The organism is Micromonospora sp. A3M-1-15 (assembly GCF_024213425.1).
Taxonomy (GTDB): Bacteria; Actinomycetota; Actinomycetes; order Mycobacteriales; family Micromonosporaceae; genus Micromonospora; species Micromonospora chersina.
In genome coordinates this window covers 456,199-473,048 of record NZ_JANAVK010000002.1, presented here as the reverse complement: position 1 = coordinate 473,048, position 16,850 = coordinate 456,199, and the positions used below count along the sequence as shown (strand labels likewise).

16 protein-coding genes are annotated in these 16,850 nt (G+C 73.4%); 3 read left to right on the top strand and 13 right to left on the bottom strand.

Features of this window, described 5'->3' with window-relative positions; all coding sequences use genetic code 11:
• The first annotated feature begins 14 nt into the window (after nucleotides 1-14).
• Nucleotides 15-431: a helix-turn-helix domain-containing protein gene (locus NLX85_RS11935; protein WP_091317762.1), complete on the top strand. Its 417-nt coding sequence runs from the start codon at nucleotides 15-17 to the stop codon at nucleotides 429-431.
• 8 nt (nucleotides 432-439) lie between these two features.
• Here NLX85_RS11935 and NLX85_RS11930 read toward each other — a convergent pair whose 3' ends face one another.
• The 4 genes from NLX85_RS11930 to NLX85_RS11915 all read right to left on the bottom strand — a co-directional run bounded on the left by NLX85_RS11930 (nucleotide 440) and on the right by NLX85_RS11915 (nucleotide 6,040).
• Entirely contained in the window at nucleotides 440-1,534 is a 1,095-nt protein-coding gene (locus NLX85_RS11930) for a hypothetical protein (RefSeq protein WP_254334526.1), read from the bottom strand.
• Entirely contained in the window at nucleotides 1,527-1,757 is a 231-nt protein-coding gene (locus NLX85_RS11925; RefSeq protein WP_254334524.1) for a heavy-metal-associated domain-containing protein, read from the bottom strand. Before NLX85_RS11925 ends, NLX85_RS11930 begins: the two co-directional genes overlap by 8 nt.
• A 109-nt stretch (nucleotides 1,758-1,866) precedes the next feature.
• Complete coding sequence (locus tag NLX85_RS11920; protein ID WP_254334522.1) at nucleotides 1,867-3,987, bottom strand: RecQ family ATP-dependent DNA helicase; 2,121 nt, start codon at nucleotides 3,985-3,987, stop codon at nucleotides 1,867-1,869.
• Nucleotides 3,988-4,024: 37 nt separating this feature from the next.
• Complete coding sequence (locus NLX85_RS11915) at nucleotides 4,025-6,040, bottom strand: BTAD domain-containing putative transcriptional regulator (RefSeq protein ID WP_254334521.1); 2,016 nt, start codon at nucleotides 6,038-6,040, stop codon at nucleotides 4,025-4,027.
• Nucleotides 6,041-6,183: 143 nt separating this feature from the next.
• Here NLX85_RS11915 and NLX85_RS11910 point away from each other — a divergent pair, with 143 nt between their 5' ends.
• Nucleotides 6,184-7,017: a hypothetical protein gene (locus NLX85_RS11910; protein WP_254334520.1), complete on the top strand. Its 834-nt coding sequence runs from the start codon at nucleotides 6,184-6,186 to the stop codon at nucleotides 7,015-7,017.
• 54 nt (nucleotides 7,018-7,071) lie between these two features.
• Here NLX85_RS11910 and NLX85_RS11905 read toward each other — a convergent pair whose 3' ends face one another.
• The 8 genes from NLX85_RS11905 to NLX85_RS11870 all read right to left on the bottom strand — a co-directional run bounded on the left by NLX85_RS11905 (nucleotide 7,072) and on the right by NLX85_RS11870 (nucleotide 15,477).
• Nucleotides 7,072-7,821 carry an SDR family NAD(P)-dependent oxidoreductase gene (locus NLX85_RS11905; RefSeq protein ID WP_254334519.1) on the bottom strand — a complete coding sequence of 250 codons (750 nt, stop codon included), beginning with the start codon at nucleotides 7,819-7,821 and terminating at the stop codon, nucleotides 7,072-7,074.
• 99 nt (nucleotides 7,822-7,920) lie between these two features.
• Nucleotides 7,921-9,036: a branched-chain amino acid ABC transporter permease gene (locus NLX85_RS11900; protein WP_254334518.1), complete on the bottom strand. Its 1,116-nt coding sequence runs from the start codon at nucleotides 9,034-9,036 to the stop codon at nucleotides 7,921-7,923.
• Nucleotides 9,033-9,923 (bottom strand): branched-chain amino acid ABC transporter permease, encoded by an 891-nt coding sequence (locus NLX85_RS11895; protein WP_254334517.1) that lies wholly within the window; start codon nucleotides 9,921-9,923, stop codon nucleotides 9,033-9,035. The genes NLX85_RS11900 and NLX85_RS11895 overlap by 4 nt, the downstream gene beginning before the upstream one ends.
• Nucleotides 9,920-10,648 carry an ABC transporter ATP-binding protein gene (locus NLX85_RS11890; RefSeq protein ID WP_254334516.1) on the bottom strand — a complete coding sequence of 243 codons (729 nt, stop codon included), beginning with the start codon at nucleotides 10,646-10,648 and terminating at the stop codon, nucleotides 9,920-9,922. The genes NLX85_RS11895 and NLX85_RS11890 overlap by 4 nt, the downstream gene beginning before the upstream one ends.
• Nucleotides 10,645-11,388, bottom strand: coding sequence for an ABC transporter ATP-binding protein (locus NLX85_RS11885; protein WP_254334515.1), 744 nt, complete (start codon nucleotides 11,386-11,388; stop codon nucleotides 10,645-10,647). The genes NLX85_RS11890 and NLX85_RS11885 overlap by 4 nt, the downstream gene beginning before the upstream one ends.
• A gap of 3 nt (nucleotides 11,389-11,391) precedes the next feature.
• Nucleotides 11,392-12,594 (bottom strand): substrate-binding domain-containing protein, encoded by a 1,203-nt coding sequence (locus NLX85_RS11880; protein WP_254334513.1) that lies wholly within the window; start codon nucleotides 12,592-12,594, stop codon nucleotides 11,392-11,394.
• Nucleotides 12,595-12,864: 270 nt separating this feature from the next.
• On the bottom strand, nucleotides 12,865-14,076 hold the full coding sequence (locus NLX85_RS11875; RefSeq protein ID WP_254334506.1) for an LPXTG cell wall anchor domain-containing protein: 1,212 nt from the start codon (nucleotides 14,074-14,076) through the stop codon (nucleotides 12,865-12,867).
• A gap of 285 nt (nucleotides 14,077-14,361) precedes the next feature.
• Nucleotides 14,362-15,477: a glycerophosphodiester phosphodiesterase gene (locus NLX85_RS11870; RefSeq protein ID WP_254334504.1), complete on the bottom strand. Its 1,116-nt coding sequence runs from the start codon at nucleotides 15,475-15,477 to the stop codon at nucleotides 14,362-14,364.
• 330 nt (nucleotides 15,478-15,807) lie between these two features.
• Here NLX85_RS11870 and NLX85_RS11865 point away from each other — a divergent pair, with 330 nt between their 5' ends.
• A complete protein-coding gene (locus NLX85_RS11865) occupies nucleotides 15,808-16,353 on the top strand; it encodes a MauE/DoxX family redox-associated membrane protein (protein WP_254334502.1) in 546 nt (181 codons plus the stop codon).
• Here NLX85_RS11865 and NLX85_RS11860 read toward each other — a convergent pair.
• Entirely contained in the window at nucleotides 16,317-16,850 is a 534-nt protein-coding gene (locus NLX85_RS11860; RefSeq protein WP_254334500.1) for a S26 family signal peptidase, read from the bottom strand. The genes NLX85_RS11865 and NLX85_RS11860 overlap by 37 nt on opposite strands.

Below are 16,850 nucleotides of genomic sequence, written 5' to 3'. Positions count from 1 at the left end.
ACAGACCCCCCGGCATGGGTTCGGCAGACGTTTCACCGCAGATGGCCTTCGCGCGTTTCGTGCGACGCGCCATCGATGACGCCCGCGAGGAGCGCGGCTGGACGGTGACCGATCTCGCCACGCACACCGGCGTGGGGCGGTCGACCGTCTTCCGCTGGCTGGCCGGCGACTGGCAGGACTACCCCGAGCTGGCCAAGGTGCGCGGCTTCTGTGCCGCCCTCGACCTGCCGGTGGCGGCCGCCTTCCGCGCGCTGGGCCTCCCCGACGCCGGCCCGGTGCCGCGCCGCCGCGCCGAGGACGGCCCGGTGGAGGCCGACGTGCGGGTGATCCTGGAGCGGCTGGCCGACCCGAACGTCCCCGCCGAGGAGAAGCACCACATCCGCGACCTGCTCCGCTACCTGGCCCGTCGCCCGGTCCGCCGGGCGGGCTGACCCGCGGCTCAGGCCACCGGGACGGTGAAGGCCGCCGTGCGCACCACGCCGCCGACCTGGAAGTCCAGGAACATCCGGTAACGGCCCGGCCCGGGCGCGGTCAGCCAGAAGGTCACCGCGTCGCCGTCCCGCACCGGTTCGGGGTGCACGTGCAGGTAGCCGAGGTCGCCCTCGCGGAGCGCGACCAGGTGGCCGTACGCGCCGAGGTAGGGCTCCAGCGGCGCGGCCCCACCGCCGGGCGCCGTGACCCGGAACCGCAGCGGCACCGACTGCCCCACCGCCGGGGTGCCCTCGTAGCCGACGGTGAACCCGTCGACCGTGGTCGAGGTGGCCGGGGCGGGCAGCGGCCGGGGCGCGTACCCGCCGGGCGCGGCCAGGTCGGCGCCGAGGATCACGGCCGTCTGCCGGCCGTCGTCGGCCACGGCGGTGAAGTCCGCGTACGCCCGCCAGGCGCCCGGCTCGGCCAGGGTCACCGGCACCGACCAGGTGCCGTCGGGGGCCATGGTCGGGTGCAGGTGCTGGTAGCCGGTGAGGTCGCGGCGCACCACGATGAGGTGCATCGGCTTGTCGTGCACGACGGCGAACCGGGTGACCGCCCGCCGCCGCTCGTCCCTGATCTGGAACCGCAGCTCACCGGCCCGGCCGGGGGCGAACTCCACGGTCGACGGGGCGAGCGTGTAGCCGGCCGAGCTGATCGACAGCCCCGCCGCGTCGGCGTCGCCGCCCTGGGTGACGGTGGCCCCGCCGTGCGAGTGCGCCCCGACGCCGGGTGCGTGGCTGTGCTCGCCGGTCACCGGGAGGCTCCCGGTGCGGGTCGGGTTCGGCGGCGGGTTCAGCCGGCCGAGACCGAAGCCGAGCAGCACGGCGAGCACCAGCCCGCCCACCGTCAGGGCGAGCCGCAGCGTCGCCCGGTCCACCTCGACCGGCCCGCTCGCGGCGGACGCGCCGGGGACCGGCGCGCCGTCGTCGGCCACGGGCACGACCATCCCGGTGCCGGGGGGCGCCACGTCGCGGACCGGCTCCGACCGGTCGTGGGCCGGTCCCGTGACGGCGGCGCCGGGCGGCGGCGCGTCGGGGCCGGCGAGGGGCGGTGACTCAGGCAACGCCGGCGGCCAGCTCGTAGCCGGCCTCGTCGACCGCCGCGCGGACGGACTCGACGGGCAGCGGGGCGGCGCTCGTGACCGTGGCCGTGCCGCTGGCGAGGTCGATCCGGACCTCGTCCACGCCCGGCAGGGCGGACAGCTCCTCGGTGACCGCCCGGACGCAGTGTTCGCAGGTCATGCCGCTGACGGCGTACGTCTGGACGACGGGTCGCTGCTCGGTCATGGGCCCACCGTACCGCCGGTCGGGGGTCGGCCCGCCGACGGTCCGCCGACGGTGGCGACGCTCGCATTCCGGCCGGGTCGGGAACTTTCCGCACCCCGGGTGCGACGGTTCAGCCGGCCACCGCGAGCGCCAGCGGGAGCACGTCGGGCGCGCCGGCCCGGCGCAGCAGCCGGGCCACCATGCTCATGGTCCACCCCGAGTCGACCAGGTCGTCGACGAGCAGCACCGGCCCGTCCAGCCCGGCCAGCGCGTCGGCCAGGTCGGCGGGCACGGTGAAGGCGTCGTGCAGCGTGCGTACCCGCTGGGCGCTGTTCCCCCGCGGCCCGCCGGCTCCGGAGGGGCCGGTGGAGACGACCCGGCCGAGCAGCGGCAGCCGGCCCACCGCGGCGATCCGCTCCGCGAGCGAGCCGACCAGCTCGGGCCGGGTGCGGGAGCCGACCGCGACCACGCCGACCGGGCGACGCGGCCACGGGTCGTCGCCGTGCGCCCACGACTTCAGCACCTCGACCACCGCCGCCGACACGTCGTCGGGGACCGGGCCGTCCGGCGCGTCCGGCCCGACCAGGCCGCGCAGCCGGCCGCCCCAGCCCAGGTCGGACAGGCGCCCCACGGCCCGCCCGGGCAGCGCCTGCTCCGCCGGGGAGATGCGGCCCTTCAGGGGTACGCCGACCGCCTCCAGCCCGGTCGGCCAGAGCTTCTTCGGGGCGATCTCCACGCCGGGGCGACCCAGGAAGGTCTGCGCGGCGGTCAGCGCGCCGTCGGACACCTCGGGGCCGAACAGCGGGGCGGCGCAGTTGTCGCACCGGCCGCAGTCCCCCGCCCCGGCGTCGTCCAGGCACTCCCGCAGGTAGCGCATGCGGCAGCCGGGCGTGGTCGCGTACTCCCGCATGGCCTGCTGCTCGGCGGTGCGCGCCTGGGCGACGCGGCGCAACCGGGCCTCGTCGTAGACCCAGGGCTCGCCGGTGGCGAGCCAGCCGCCGCGCACCCGGCGGACCGCGCCGTCCACGTCGAGCACCTTGAGCATCAGCTCCACCCGGGCCCGGCGCAGGTCGACCACCGGTTCGAGGGCCTGGGTGGAGATCGGCCGCCCGGTGTCCAGGGCGGCGAGCACGGCCCGCACCTGCTCCTCGGGCGGGAAGGCGAGCGAGGCGAAGTACCGCCAGATCGCCGCGTCCTCGACGCCGGGGAGCAGCAGCACCTCGGCGTGCTCGACGGCACGGCCGGCCCGGCCGACCTGCTGGTAGTAGGCGATCGGCGACGGCGGCGCGCCCAGGTGCACCACGAAGCCGAGGTCGGGCTTGTCGAAGCCCATGCCGAGCGCGCTCGTGGCGATCAGCGCCTTGATCTTGTTGTCCAGCAGGTCCTGCTCGGCGGCCCGCCGGTCGGCGTCCTCGGCCTGCCCGGTGTAGGCGGCCACCGACCAGCCCCGGGCGCGGAGGAACTCGGCGGTCTCGCCGGCCGCCGCCACGGTCAGCGTGTAGATGATCCCCGAGCCGGGGAGCCGGTCCAGGTGGTCGGCGAGCCAGGCCAGCCGGTGCGCCGGGCTGGGCAGATCGAGTACGCCGAGCCGCAGCGACTCCCGGTCGAGGGTGCCGCGCAGCACCAGCGCGTCGCCCAACTGCTCCGCGACGTCCTGGGTGACCCGGGCGTTGGCGGTGGCCGTGGTGGCGAGCACCGGGGTCCGCTCGGGCAGGTTGGCGAGGAAGGTGCGCAGCCGCCGGTAGTCGGGACGGAAGTCGTGCCCCCAGTCGGAGACGCAGTGCGCCTCGTCCACCACGAGCAGGCCGGTGGTGGCGGCCAGCTTCGGCAGGACCCCGTCCCGGAAGTCGGGGTTGTTGAGGCGTTCCGGGCTGATCAGCAGCACGTCCACCGCCCCGGCGTGGATCTCGGCGGTGATCTGGTCCCACTCGTCGAGGTTCGCCGAGTTGATGGTGCGGGCCCGGATGCCGGCCCGGGCCGCCGACTCGACCTGGTTGCGCATGAGCGCCAGCAGCGGCGAGACGATCACCGTGGGGCCGTGCTCACCACCCTCGCGGAGCAGCGCGGTGGCCACGAAGTAGACGGCCGACTTGCCCCAGCCGGTGCGCTGCACGCACAGCACCCGCCGCCGGTCGACCACCAGCGCCTCGATGGCCCGCCACTGGTCCTCGCGGAGCCGGGCGTGCTCACCCGCCAGCCGCCGCAGCACCGCCTCGGCGCGCTCCCGGACGGCCATCCGATCCTGACCCATCCGGCATTTCTACCAGGCGAACCGCCGCCGGTCCGAGTCACGAGTGCCGGACGGGCGGCGGCTCGGGCGGCAGGAAGAGCAGCACGTCCCGGAGCGTCTCGGTCGCCGCGGGCGGCAGGTGGCACCGCCCGGCCAGTTCCTCGAGCGACCCGTACGGGCCGCGCAGCCAGCGGTCGACCGCGATCTGGCGGCGCTGGTCGCCGGTCAGCCCGGGCAGCGTGGCCAGCACCGGATCGGGCACCGCGTTGACGTCGACCAGGCCGCCGTCGTCGTAGGTGCGGAGCAGGTCCGGGCGGCCGATGCGCAGGTCGGCCCGGGCGGCCGGATAGTGGTGCAGCAGGTAGCGGGCCTGCTCCCGGCGCAGCCGCCGCTGCTCGTCGGTGCGCTGCCGGCCGGTCCAGAACAGCCCGCCGACGGCCGCCCAGAGGGTGGGGTTGAGCAGCACGACGTGCGCGGCGCCGAGCAGCCAGCAGGTGCCCATCGTGACGATGAGGTAGATCGCCTCCCCGTCGCTGATCTCCTCGTTCTCCGGGCTGCTGACCGCGAGGACGAACACGCTGAGGACGAGCAGGAAGTAGCCCAGGCCGGCCAGGGCGAGACGCCAGCTACGCCGCCAGAGCGCGTACCCGAGGACCACGGCCCAGGTGAGCGAGCCGAACGACGCCAGCACCGTGGCGGTGCCGGCGACCGTCGCGGTGAGCCGGACCCAGCCGGGCGCCCGTCGGTCGGCCGGCGCATCGGCCGGCTGGTTCATGGCGACCAGAAGGGCGTGCGGCACCGGGGTCAGCGGTCCGACCGGGCCGGCGGCCCAGCCCGGCGTGGCCGGCGGGAGCGGCGCGACAGCGGAGGCCGGCCCGGTGACGTCCGACACCGGGGCGGGCACAGGGGCCGGTCCGGTGGCTGCGGGAGCAGGGGCCGGTCCGGTGGCTGCGGGAGCAGGGGCCGGTCCGGTGGCTGCGGGAGCAGGGGCCGGTCCGGTGGCGTCCAGTATCGGGGCGGGCGCCGGCCGGACGGCGGCCACTTCCGGTGCGGCGGACGTCGACCCGTCCAGTGGGCCCGTGCCGTCCGGGGGGCCGCCGGCCCGGGGGGCCGGCGGCACGGCCTCCAGCGCGGGCGGGGCGGACGGCTCGGACGGCCCGTGCGTGGCCGACGGCGCCGGCGGGCCTGACGGCGCATGCGTGGCGGACGGCGCGTGGGTGGCGGACGGCCCGTGCGTGGCCGACGGCCCGTGCGGGACCGACGGCGTCTGCGGGGCCGGTGGGGCTGACGAGGCTGCCGGTGCGGTCAGGGTGGGGTCGGAGCGGAGGATGCGTCGGTGCAGGTCCTGGAGCGCCTCGCCGGGCTCGATGCCGTACTCCTCGCGGAGCAGGTCGGCGAAGTCCCGGTAAGCGGCGAGCGCCTCGGCCTGCCGGCCGCCGCGGTGCAGCGCCAGCATGAGCTGGTGGCGCAGCCGCTCGCGGACCGGGAACTCGGCCACCAGCTCGACGAGCCGGCCGACCAGCTCGCCGTGCCGGCCGCTGGCCAGCTCCAGCTCGGTACGTGTCTCCAGGGCGACGGCCCGCAGCTCCACCAGCCGGTGCCGGGCGGCGTCGAAGTAGGCGCCGGTGAACCCGTTGAACGGCTCCCCCTGCCACCGCTCCAGGGCTCCGGTCACCTCGGCCAGCGCGTCCTCGGTACGCCCCGCCGCCTGCCACTGCCGGGCCCGCCGCACGCCCCGCTCGAAGCGGACCGCGTCCACCGCCTCCGGCGGGATCCGCAGCAGGTACCCGGCGTCGGTGAGGGTCAGCACCTGCGCCGGCGTACGCGGCGACCGGTCGGGTTCGAGCACCCGGCGCAGCCCGGCCACGTACTTCTGCACGACGTTCGGGCCGTTCGCCGGTGGCTCCTCGGGCCACACCGCGTCGACGATCTGCCCGGTCGGTACGGGACGTCCCGCGGCGAGCAGCAGCACGGCCAGCACGGCACGCTGTTTGCCGGGGCCGAGGTCGAGCGGGCGGTCCGCGTACCAGGCCCGTTGCGGGCCCAGGATCTCGAAGCGCAACGCCTCTGACATGCGAGTTTCCGCTCCTGTACCCCCCGGCCGCCCGCCGCGGCGGCCCGCGGCAGTCGGACGGCAGCATAACGGCAGCGGGACGGCCGTGACGGCCTGCCAGAATGCCGGTGCAACAGCCAACTGGGAAAGTGAGTCGAACCAAGATGACGCAGCGTACCGGCACCGCCGCGACGTTCCGGCGGGTCGCGGCCCTCGCGACCGCCGTGCTGGCAGCCACCGCCCTGTCCGCGGGATGCGGCACCGGCGACGGCGCCTCCGAGAGCGCCGGATCCACCCCTGGCGCCTCGGCGCCGGCCGACCCGAAGGCCACCCTCCTGGCCGCCGTGCCGGACGACAAGGACCCCGCGTTCCGCTTCTCCACCCTGGACGGCGCCGACAAGTTCACGGGCGTGGTGGACCCGGCGGCGCACGCCATGGAGCTGGGGATGTCGCAGAAGAACGACGACCCGGAGTTCACCATGAACATGACGTTCCGGGTGATCGAGGAGGACCTCTGGATGCGGGTCAAGCTGACCGGCATGCCCGGCCTGCACGACATGCTGAAGCTCCCGAAGCGGTGGATGGCGCTGGACCGGACCAAGCTGTCCGACGGGTCGGAGGCGCCGGTCTACCAGGGGGCCGACCCGGCCAACACGGCCGCGATCATCCGGACCTCGGACACGGTCGAGGACAAGGGCAACGGGACGTACACCGGCTTCGCCGACCTGACCGACAACGCCGACGTGCAGAGCGCCTTCGACGCGGTCGACGTGTCGGCGCTGGGCGACGCGGCCAAGAAGGTGCCGTTCACCGCGGTCGTCGGCCCGGACGGGAACCTCACCTCGCTGACGCTGGACGTCCCGGCCGCCGGCAAGCAGAAGGCCATGAAGCTGGTCACCCGGTACTACGACTTCGGCAAGGCGCCGAAGCTCACCGCGCCCACCGGCGACGAGGTGCAGAAGGCCACCGCGTCGGCGTACGAGATGTTGAACGGCTGACCCACGACGCGAGGAGGGCGGCGGCCACACGGGGGGCCGCCGCCCTTCCGCGTCTCAGCGGCCGAGGACGGAGCCGCCGTTGACGCCGAGCACCTGGCCGGTGACGTAGCCGGCGGACGGGCCGACCAGGTAGCGGACGGCCGCCGCGATGTCGTCCGGCACGCCGGGCCGGCCGACGAGGGTGGCGGCCACCCGCTTGGCGTGCCCCTCCGGGGTCATCCGGTCGCCGAAGAACTCGGTCTCGGCCACGTACCCGGGGCTGACCACGTTGACCGTGATCTGTTCCGGACCGAGCTGGGCGGCGAGGTCGTACGCCCAGCCGTGCAGCGCGGCCTTCGCCGCCGAGTACGGCCCGCCGCCGCCCCGCTGGGCGGCGATCGAGCTGAGCAGCACCACCCGGCCGCCGGGGCGGCGCAGGGCGGGCAGCAGCGCCTCGGTGAGCAGGACCGCGGTGAGCACGTTGGCGTCGAGGTTGGCCCGCCACCAGCCCGCCACGTCGGCGAGCGTGTCGGTCGGTCCGCCCAGGTAACCACCGGCGTTGTTCACGACAGCGTCGACGGCCCGCTCCCCAACCGCCGAAACGACGGCCGACACCTGACCAGGATCGGTCAAATCAGCGGCCACCGCGCTAACGGCACCCGCCCGCCCGCACTCCGCCGAGATCCGCTCAGCGGCACCAAGCAGCACATCGAGCCGCCGCCCGACGATCATCACGTCGTACCCGTCATCGACGAGCCCCCGCGCGACGGCGGCCCCGATCCCGGTCCCACCCCCACTGACGACGGCGAACCTGCGATCCCCCATGCCCACCTCCCGTTCAGACCCCGTTGATCATGAAGTTATCGCCATCGACCACGGCGTGTCGTGACAATAACTTCATGATCAACGCGGGCAGGGCGGGGGTCAGCGGCGGCGGAGGGCCGTTGTCAGGGGGGTTAGACGGGTGCGGAGGCTGGCCAGGCCGCCGGGGAAGAAGTAGACCGCCAGGATGAACACGGTGCCCAGGACGAACAGGGGCTGGCTCAGCGGGTGGCTCAGGACGGCCGGGAGGCTGTTGACCGCGTCGCTGGTGCCGAAGGCGGTGAGGCGGTGGTCCAGGTACATGTAGAGGATGCCGCCGAGCACCGGGCCCCAGCGGGTGCCGGGACCACCGAGCACCACCATGACCAGCAGCGACAAGGTCAGCTCGCTCGACGTCACGTGCGGGCTGGCGCCGCCGACGATCAGGCAGTAGACCACCCCGCCGGCCGTGGCCAGGCCGCCGGCCAGGGTGAACGCGACCAGCTTGAACCGGTACGGGTCGAGCCCCAGCACCCCGATCCGCCGCTCGTCGTCGCGCAGCCCGGCCAGCACCCGCCCGGTCGGCGAGCCGCTCACCCGGTGCACCACGAGGACCACGAGGGCCAGGTACGCCAGCGCCAGCCAGTAGAGGTTCACCGTGTTGGTGACCCCGACGAGGGCGGCCGGCAGCCCGGAGACGTCCAGCGGCAGCCCTTCCTCGCCGCCGGTGAGCCCGCCGAAGTCCCGGGCCACCAGGATCGCCCCCACCTGGGCGAAGGCGAGCGTCACCATGGCGAACGCGATGCCGACCGTGCGCAGCGCGACCGCGCCGAGCAGCGCGGCGAGGATCGTCCCGCCGCTGACCGTCAGCAGGGCGGCCTGCCAGAGCGGCAGCCCGGCCCGGGTGACCAGCACGTCGGTGCCGTAGACCCCGGCGGCGAAGTAGAGGGCGTGCCCGAAGGAGAGCATTCCGGTCCGCCCGAAGAGCAGGTCGTAGCCGGCCGCCAGGCCGCCGAAGACCAGGCAGATGGCGAGCAGTTGCAGGGTGCCGGGCGAGTTCAGCGGCCCCTCGAAGATCCCCGGCAGGTTGACCGTGGAGTACGGCACGATCGCGGCCACCACGAGGGCGACCAGCGGCGCGTACGGGCGCAGGCCGTGCCAGCGGGAGTGCCCGGGGGTCAGCTCGTCGGGCACCGCCGCGGGCGGCGCGGGGACCTCGGGACTCTTGACCTCGGTCATGCGTGAGCCACCTTTCCGGCCAGGCCCTGGGGACGCAGCAGCAGCACCACGGCGAGCAGGCCGACCACGCAGAGGTCGCCCAGCCCGGACGTGCCGTAGTAGTTGACGAACTGTTGCAGCAGCCCCACCGCGACCGCCGCGTACGCGGACCCGACCACCGAGCCCATGCCGCCGATCACCACCACGATGAACGCGAAGATCAGCAGTGAGCCGCCCTGCCCGGGCGAGACGGTGCCGAAGTAGACCGAGCCGAGCGCGCCGGCCAGCGCGGCGGCCGCCCCGCCGATCGCGAAGACCAGGGTGAACGCCTTGCGCACGTCGATGCCCAGCGCGGTCACCATCTCCCGGTTCTCCACGCCGGCCCGGATGATCAGGCCGTACCGGGTGAACCGCAGGAAGGCGAGCAGCGCGCCGAGCACCACGGCGGCGGCGACGATCAGCAGCAGCCCGGCGTTCGGCACCTGGGCGCCGAGCACCGAGGTCACGTCCCGGGTCCAGCCGGGGCGCGGGAACGGCCGCGCGTCGGCGCCCCAGGTGGCCTGGAGCAGCGCCACCCCGGCCAGCGACAGGCCGACGGTGACCAGCACCTGTTCGATGGTGCGGGAGTAGAGCGGCCGGATCAGCACCAGCTCGACGAGCACGGCCACCACCGCACCGGCGAGCACGCCGAAGGCGACCGCCACGAGGAAGCCGAGGCCGTCCGGGCCGGCACCGGGCAGGTTGCCCGCCGCCCACCAGGTCGCGTACGCCCCCACGCCGAGGAAGAGGCCATGCGCGAAGTTGAGCACGTCGGCCAGGCCGAAGACCAGGGAGAGGCCGGAGGCCACCAGGAAGTAGAGCGCGGCCAGGCCCAGCCCGGTCAGCGTCAACAGGATCACCGTGCTCATGCCTTGACCTCCGCGCCCACGCCCAGCAGCGACTTGGTCAAGGCGGTCTCCAGCAGCAGGTCGTGCGCGTCGCCGGTCCAGGCGACCCGGCCGGCGGAGAGCACCACGGCGTCCTTCGCCAACCGCCGCACCACGGCCAGGTTCTGCTCGACCAGCAGCACCGGCACGGATTCAGCGACCCGTTCCAGCACCTCGGCCACCTCGGTCACCACCTTCGGCGCCAACCCCTTGGTCGGCTCGTCGACCAGCAGCAGCCGGTTGTCGTTGAGCAGCACCCGGCCGATCGCGAGCATCTGCTGCTGCCCGCCGGAGAGCGAGCCGGCCCGTTGCCGTCCGCGCCGGTCCAGCTCGGGGAAAAGGGCATAGACCTTGTCGTACGCCGGGGTGGTGCCCCGCCGCTCGGCCAGCCGCAGGTTCTCCGTGACGGTGAGCCCGGCGAAGACGCAGCGGTCCTCCGGCACGTAGCCGAGGCCGTCGCGGACCAGGCGGTGGGTGGGGCGGGCCAGCAGGCTGCGCGCCCCCATCCGGACCGTGCCCCGGACCTCGCCGTTGCGCGGGGTGAGCCCGACGACCGCGCGCAGCGTGGTGGTCTTGCCGACGCCGTTGCGGCCGAGCAGCACGGTCACGCCGGTCGGGGCGACCTCGAACGACACCCCCTGGAGGATGTGCAGCCCGGCGATCCGCACCGACAGGTTCTCGACGCTGAGGACAGGTTCGACGGTCACAGCGCCTCCCCCAGGTATGCCTCCTGCACGGTGGCGTTCGCCATCACGGTGTCCGGGGTGTCGCAGGCCAGCAGCGCGCCGTGGTGCATCACGGCGATCCGGTCGGCCAGCTCCAGGATCACGTCCATGTGGTGCTCCACCATGAGCACCGACCGGCCGCTGTCCCCGGTGAGCGACCTGATCACGCTGACCAGTTCGGGCACGTCCTCGGCGCTCACCCCGGCCATCGGCTCGTCCAGCAGCATCACGCGGGGCTCCCCGGCGAGCAGCAGGGCGATCTCCAGCTTGCGCTTCTCGCCGTGGGCCAGGGTGCCCGCGAGGGCCGTACCCCGGTGGTGCAGGCCGACCCGGTCGAGCGCCGCGTCGGCGGCGGCGGCCACCTCCCGGTCGGCCGCCGCCCGCCGCCACAGCTTCATCGAGCCACCCCGGTGCGCCTGTACGGCGAGCCGGACGTTCTCCCGCACCGTCAGCGAACCGAAGACCGAGGACGCCTGGAAGGTGCGCCCCAGGCCGAGCCGGGCCCGGCGGTGCGGGGGGAGTTCGGTGATGTCCGCCCCGTCCAGCAGGATCCGTCCCTCGGTGGGCCGGCGCAGGCCGGTGATCAGGTTGAACAGGGAGGTCTTGCCGGCGCCGTTCGGCCCGATCACGCCGAGGAACTCCCCGGGCGCGAGGTCGAGGTAGACGGAGTCGACGATGGCGACCTCACCGATCCGCCAGGTCAGACCGCGGGTGGCGAGCACTGGTCAGCCCTTCATCTGCGCGACCGGCGGCGCGGTTTCGTCACCGGTCAGGGTCTTCTGCGCGGCCGCCGTGAAGGCGGTGCCGCTGCCGGAGAGCTTCGCCTGGTACATCGGCTGGAGCAGCGCGTGGTCCTCGGCGCGAATCGTCATCTTGCCCTTGACGCCGTCGAACTGCCAGCCCTCCAGCGCCTTGATCATCTTGTCCACGTCGTCGCCGCCCTCCTGCACGGCGCGCACGACCATCTGGGCGGCGGCGAAGCCGTCCGGGTGGAACAGGTCGAGCGTGCCGCCCGGGATCTTGGCCTTCGCGGCCTTGGCGGCCTCGGTGTCGCTGGCACCGTCGAAGTAGTGCGACAGGAAGGAGATCTTGCTGCCGGCCGCGCCGAAGGTGGGCCAGGAGGCGCGGATGTCCAGGCCGGTGACGACCGTGGTGGAGGAGAGCACGCCCTGCTGGTCGAGGGTCTGCCACATGGCCGGGGCGGTGGTGCCGGCCCAGGCCACGAAGAGCAGGTCGGGCTTGGCGGCCTTGATCTGGCTGGCGAACGGGGTGAACTCGGTCGCGCTGGCCGGGGCCCGGACGCTGCTCACGGTCGCGCCGGCACCGCCGATCACGGCCTTCACGGCGGCCTCGTTCGCGTCACCGAAGGCGCCGTCCTGGGCGAAGACGACCACCTTCTTGCCGGCGGCGTCGCCGATGAACGACTTGGCGGTCACCACGTCCTGGTACGACTGCCGGCCCGAGCGGAACGTGTACTTGTTCGAGCCGGTCACCGCGTCGGTGGCGGCCGGGCCGGAGATGAACAGCACCTTGTTCTGCGCCGCGATCGGGGCGACCTGGAGGGCGACGCCCGACGAGGTGGAACCGGCGATGATCTTCGTGCCCTTGCCGATCAGGTCCTTGGCCGCGGAGACCGCCTTCGCCGGATCACCCGCGTCGTCGACCTCGGTCAGCTCGACCTTCCGGTCACCGACCTTGCCGGTGCCCTTGGTGGCGAAGTCGAGGCCGGCCTTGAAGCCCTCGATGTACTGCTTGCCGTAGCTGGCCAGCGGGCCGGACTGGGAATACACGAGGCCGACCTTGACCGGTGCGGCGTCGCCGCCGCCGGAAGCGGTGTCCTGCGGGCTGCCACAGGCGGTGGTGGCGAGCGCGGCCGCCATCACCGTGGCGGCGGAAAGGAACACCCGTCGCGTGTGCCGGATCGTCATTGCGACTCCAGGTGGGGACAGGGGGAAGTGTCAGTTGTCGGCCCACGCTAGAAGTGACGTCACGCACGGGCTATGTGGCCGAAACACACAAGTAACCAGAGTGGGGTGGCCGGCCGTTACAACCGCCCCCGGCCGGTGGATCGCCACCCCGTGCCCGATGGCCGCCGGCACCACCCGGCCGGACGCCGCTGTGTCGCGCCCCGCCATCGATCCGGAACGCGCGACGGCCCGGCGGAGTGTTCCGCCGGGCCGCCGCGATCGGTCGTGGGGTCAGAGCTGGAGGCGTGCCTTCCGGCGCACCCGGCTGAGCCCGATCAGGAGGCCGCCGGCCGCCAGCAGGCCCCCACCCAGGTAGGAGGTCTGGGCGACGCTGTCGCCGGTAACGGGCAGCTCGGGCTTGCCGCCCTTGCCGTCCCAGCCACCCTTGTCGTCCCAGCCGCCCTTGTCGTCCTTGTCGTCCTTGCGGTGGTCGTACTTGCCGTCCCGGATGCAGATCGTGACCGTGACCGGGTCGGAGACCACGGTCCGGTAGCGATACCGGCCGGTGGCCCGCGCGGTGTTCTCCACCTTGCCGTTCTCGACGTCGCGCCAGTCCACCTCGTGGGGATGGACGGCGTGGCAGTCCGTGCTGGTGCCCGGCGCCAGCGTGGTGCTGTTGCAGGCCACGTACCCGGCGGTCGGGTCGTCGACTTCGACGTCGGTGATCCGCACGGCTCCGGTGTTGGCCACTCGGTAGGTGTAGAAGATCTTGTCGCCCTCGGCCGCGAAGCCGTCGTTCGCACACCGCTCGCGGCAGTCCGACTCGACCCGGGCCTTCTTGTCGATCGACAGGCTGACCTGCGGGTCTCCCGGGTGGCCCGGGTAGCCCGGGTAGCCCGGGTCTCCTGGGTAGCCCGGATCGCCCGGGTTCCCAGGGTCGCCCGGGTTCCCGGGGTCGCCGGGATCCCCGGGGTCGCCGGGATCCCCGGGGTCGCCGGGATCTCCCGGGTCGCCGGGATCTCCCGGGTCGCCCGGGGCCCCGTCGGAGGCGGCGCAGGTGTGGGCGAGCACGAAGTTCTCGGCCGTCCCGGAGATCACCGCGGTGGCGGCGGTGAGGGTCCAGTGGGCCGGCAGCCGGATGAAGGCCCGGCTCACGCCCTCGAAGTCGACGATCTCACTGTTCGGCGAGCCGGGGATCGGCCGCGTGACGGTGCCGCCGGGCGTGCTGAACGTCGTCGACAACGACTGGAAGACGCCGCTGGTCTCCGGCTCGCCGGACAGGTCGAACACCCAGGTCTCCTCGTCCGGGAAGGGCCCGCCGCCCGGATAGCAGAACTGGGGAGCGTCCGCCGCCGTCGTCGGCACGTCGTCCGGATCGATGCTGATCGTCTGGGCGGCCAGGGCCGGCGTGCCACCCAGCAGCAGTGCGCCGGCCAGCACCCCGAGGGCGGCCACCCGCGCTCCGATGCTCGCTCGCCTGCTCGGCGCAGAGGTAATTCTCATGTACATCCCCCGTGTCGTGGATCCTTGACACGGGTCGAAACGACCCTTAATGGAACATGTTACGCAAAGCGGACATAAATCCCACGGACGATGGAAACCCCTCCGATCCTCACCGAAGACGGCCGTTGGCGCACTCGCGGAGGTGCGGAGTGGACGCAGCGATTCCCGAGCCACCCCGGCCCGATTGACGTACTCCGGAAAGACGTGTGGTGCGCGTTCACGCACCACACATCACCACAAATGGGTCCGCGCCGGGGCCCCGAGTCGCCCCGGCGCGGACGCCGGTCAGAGGCCCGCGCGGGCCGCCACGGCCGTGTCCGGTTGGTCGGCGAAGGCGCCGTCCAGGCCCAGGCCGAAGAAGAGTTCGTACTCGGCGGTGATGTCGCCGCGGGCGTTCGGGTCGGCGCCGGTCCGGAAATCGGCCGGCAGGAACTGGTTCTCGGCGCGGAAGGTCCAGGCGTGCACCACCAGCTTCTCCCGGTGCGCGTCCCGGATCACCGAGGTCGGCGCGAGCAGCCTGCCGGCGGCGTCCCGGGGCACGATGAGGTTCTTGTTGAGGCCGACGCCGTCGGCGTACGTCGCCACCCAGGCCAGGCCGGCGGCGGTGGCCAGGTCGGCGTAGCCGCGCGGGTCACCGGCGGCCGTGAAGTCGTAGGGGGCGCCAGCCGCGTCCATGAGCTGCACCAGCCGCACGTCGATCATCCGGTCGAGCTTGCGCAGGTTGGCCGTCTCGAAGCTCTGCACGAAGACCGGGTCGTTGCGGTGGGTCAGCTTGTTGGCCTTGAGCGTGGCGACCAGCGGCTCCTCCAGCGCGAGCCCGATCGAGGCGAAGTAGCTGGGGTGCTTGGTCTCCGGGTAGACACCGATGGTCCGGCCCCGGGCCTTCGACTCGGCGCGGACCAGGTCGATGACCTCCTGGAAGGTCGGCACCGGGAATTTGCCGTCGAAGGCGGTGTTGGCCACCCGCACCTGGGGCAGGCGCTCCTTGGCGCGCAGCGTCCGCAGCTCGGCCAGGGTGAAGTCCTCGGTGAACCAGCCGGTGACCTTGACCCCGTCGATGGTCTTCGTCGCCTTCCGGGCCGCGAACTCCGGGTGGGCGGCCACGTCGGTGGTACCGGAGATCTCGTTCTCGTGCCGGGCGACCAGCACGCCGTCCTTCGTCGAGACCAGGTCCGGTTCGATGAAGTCGGCGCCCTGGCGGATCGCCAGCCGGTAGGCCTCCAGGGTGTGCTCCGGGCGGTAGCCGCTGGCGCCGCGGTGGCCGATCACGATGGGTCGCTGGACCGCGCGGGACCGCTCGGCGCGGGGCTCCGGGTCGGCCTGGGCGGCCACCGCCGGGGCCACCACGGCCGCCGCGAGCAGCGCGCCGGCCACGCCGAGGGCGGAAAGGGTACGTCGCAACGCCGTCTCCTGTCGTCGAGGGGTACGCACAGCAGACCGGCCCGGGTTGGCCGGCAGTTGGTCGGTTCCTGACCTGCCGGTGAATCTCCGGAAGGGAGATGACCTGGCGCGCAAGCCCGCTCCGGCATCCGGCACGAACGGGCGCACAGAGCCTGCCCGTCGACCTGCCCCCCATTCGGAGCAGAAGTTGGTCATAATCTAAGGGGCCCGACGCGGGTCAATGCGTTTTCACCACGTGGGCGGCACCGGACCGGCACCCGGGAGGGCGAGCATCAGTCTTTACGACGCAGGCTTCGGACGCAGGGTCCATCGAATCGGGGGGAACAGCTCGTGTCATATGTGGCCGCGTTAATTCGATTCCTCCTTCTCGCGGTGTTCCTCGTCGCCGCTGTGAGCAAGGTTAGGGACAGTCGACGCTTTCGTGAGTTCTCGACTTCCGTGGCAGCCCTCAGAATTGTGCCGCCTCACCTCGTCACCCCATTGGCACTGACCGTGGTGGGGGCGGAAATTGTGGCGTGTGGCCTGCTTCTGACGCTCCCGTCGCCGGCATTTACCGCGGCTGGGATGGGCCTGGCCTCGGCGCTTCTGACCGGCTTCGCGGTAGCCATCAGCGCGGTCCTGCGGCGAGGGCTGACAGCCTCGTGCCGCTGCTTCGGTGGCAGCGGGGCCGCTCCGTTCGGGTGGCACCATGTGGCACGAAACGCCGTGCTGGGTCTGCTGGCTCTTGTAGGGGTCTACGCCGTCCTGCGGGGGCCCACCCCGGACGCCGGCACGCTCGCGCTCATGGCTCCGTTCGGGCTGATCATGGCGCTGGTGACGATCAGGCTGGACGACCTGGTTCAGCTGTTCACGCCGATGTCCGTCACTGATCGGTAGGTTGGCGGCACGGGCGGATTCGATGGTGCGGGGCCGTTGGCGCTCGCAGGTGCCGTCACCGAACCACCGCCCACCTTGCGGACCACCACGCCGAGTACCCCGTCGGCCGGCACAGCGCCGAAGTGCCGCGAGTCCCGGCTCAGGCCCGGGTTGTCCCCGAGCACCACGAACGTTGCGGGCTCGACGACGCCGGAGCCCCGCGTCCAGGTCGGCAGTACCGCGGGCATCGGCTCGCCTGGGCCAGCCGCGACCCGCTTGACCAGCCAGGGGGTCTTCGCTTCGTCCTTCCGGTCGCCGGGCCGGCACGGCCCCGCGACCCGGAGCACTATGACGTCTCCCCGCCGAATCCGGGCGGTCGGCAGCCGCCGGACCACCACCCGATCGCCGGGAAGGAGCGTGGGTGCCATGCTCATCCCGACGACTGTCACAAGCGTCATCCGCGCTCGCAGCGCCACCAGGCCAGCGACGAGCAGCAGGCCCGCCCCGAACAACGTCAT

What these genes read in the sequence shown, in the direction of transcription:
- NLX85_RS11920 (WP_254334522.1), bottom strand. Translation starts at nt 3,987, where the DNA reads ATGGGTCAGGATCGGATGGCCGTCCGGGAGCGCGCCGAGGCGGTGCTG.
- NLX85_RS11880 (WP_254334513.1), bottom strand. Translation starts at nt 12,594, where the DNA reads ATGACGATCCGGCACACGCGACGGGTGTTCCTTTCCGCCGCCACGGTG.
- NLX85_RS11860 (WP_254334500.1), bottom strand. Translation starts at nt 16,850, where the DNA reads ATGACGTTGTTCGGGGCGGGCCTGCTGCTCGTCGCTGGCCTGGTGGCG.
- NLX85_RS11915 (WP_254334521.1), bottom strand. Translation starts at nt 6,040, where the DNA reads ATGTCAGAGGCGTTGCGCTTCGAGATCCTGGGCCCGCAACGGGCCTGG.
- NLX85_RS11935 (WP_091317762.1), top strand. Translation starts at nt 15, where the DNA reads ATGGGTTCGGCAGACGTTTCACCGCAGATGGCCTTCGCGCGTTTCGTG.
- NLX85_RS11905 (WP_254334519.1), bottom strand. Translation starts at nt 7,821, where the DNA reads ATGGGGGATCGCAGGTTCGCCGTCGTCAGTGGGGGTGGGACCGGGATC.
- NLX85_RS11925 (WP_254334524.1), bottom strand. Translation starts at nt 1,757, where the DNA reads ATGACCGAGCAGCGACCCGTCGTCCAGACGTACGCCGTCAGCGGCATG.
- NLX85_RS11910 (WP_254334520.1), top strand. Translation starts at nt 6,184, where the DNA reads ATGACGCAGCGTACCGGCACCGCCGCGACGTTCCGGCGGGTCGCGGCC.
- NLX85_RS11895 (WP_254334517.1), bottom strand. Translation starts at nt 9,923, where the DNA reads ATGAGCACGGTGATCCTGTTGACGCTGACCGGGCTGGGCCTGGCCGCG.
- NLX85_RS11900 (WP_254334518.1), bottom strand. Translation starts at nt 9,036, where the DNA reads ATGACCGAGGTCAAGAGTCCCGAGGTCCCCGCGCCGCCCGCGGCGGTG.
- NLX85_RS11875 (WP_254334506.1), bottom strand. Translation starts at nt 14,076, where the DNA reads ATGAGAATTACCTCTGCGCCGAGCAGGCGAGCGAGCATCGGAGCGCGG.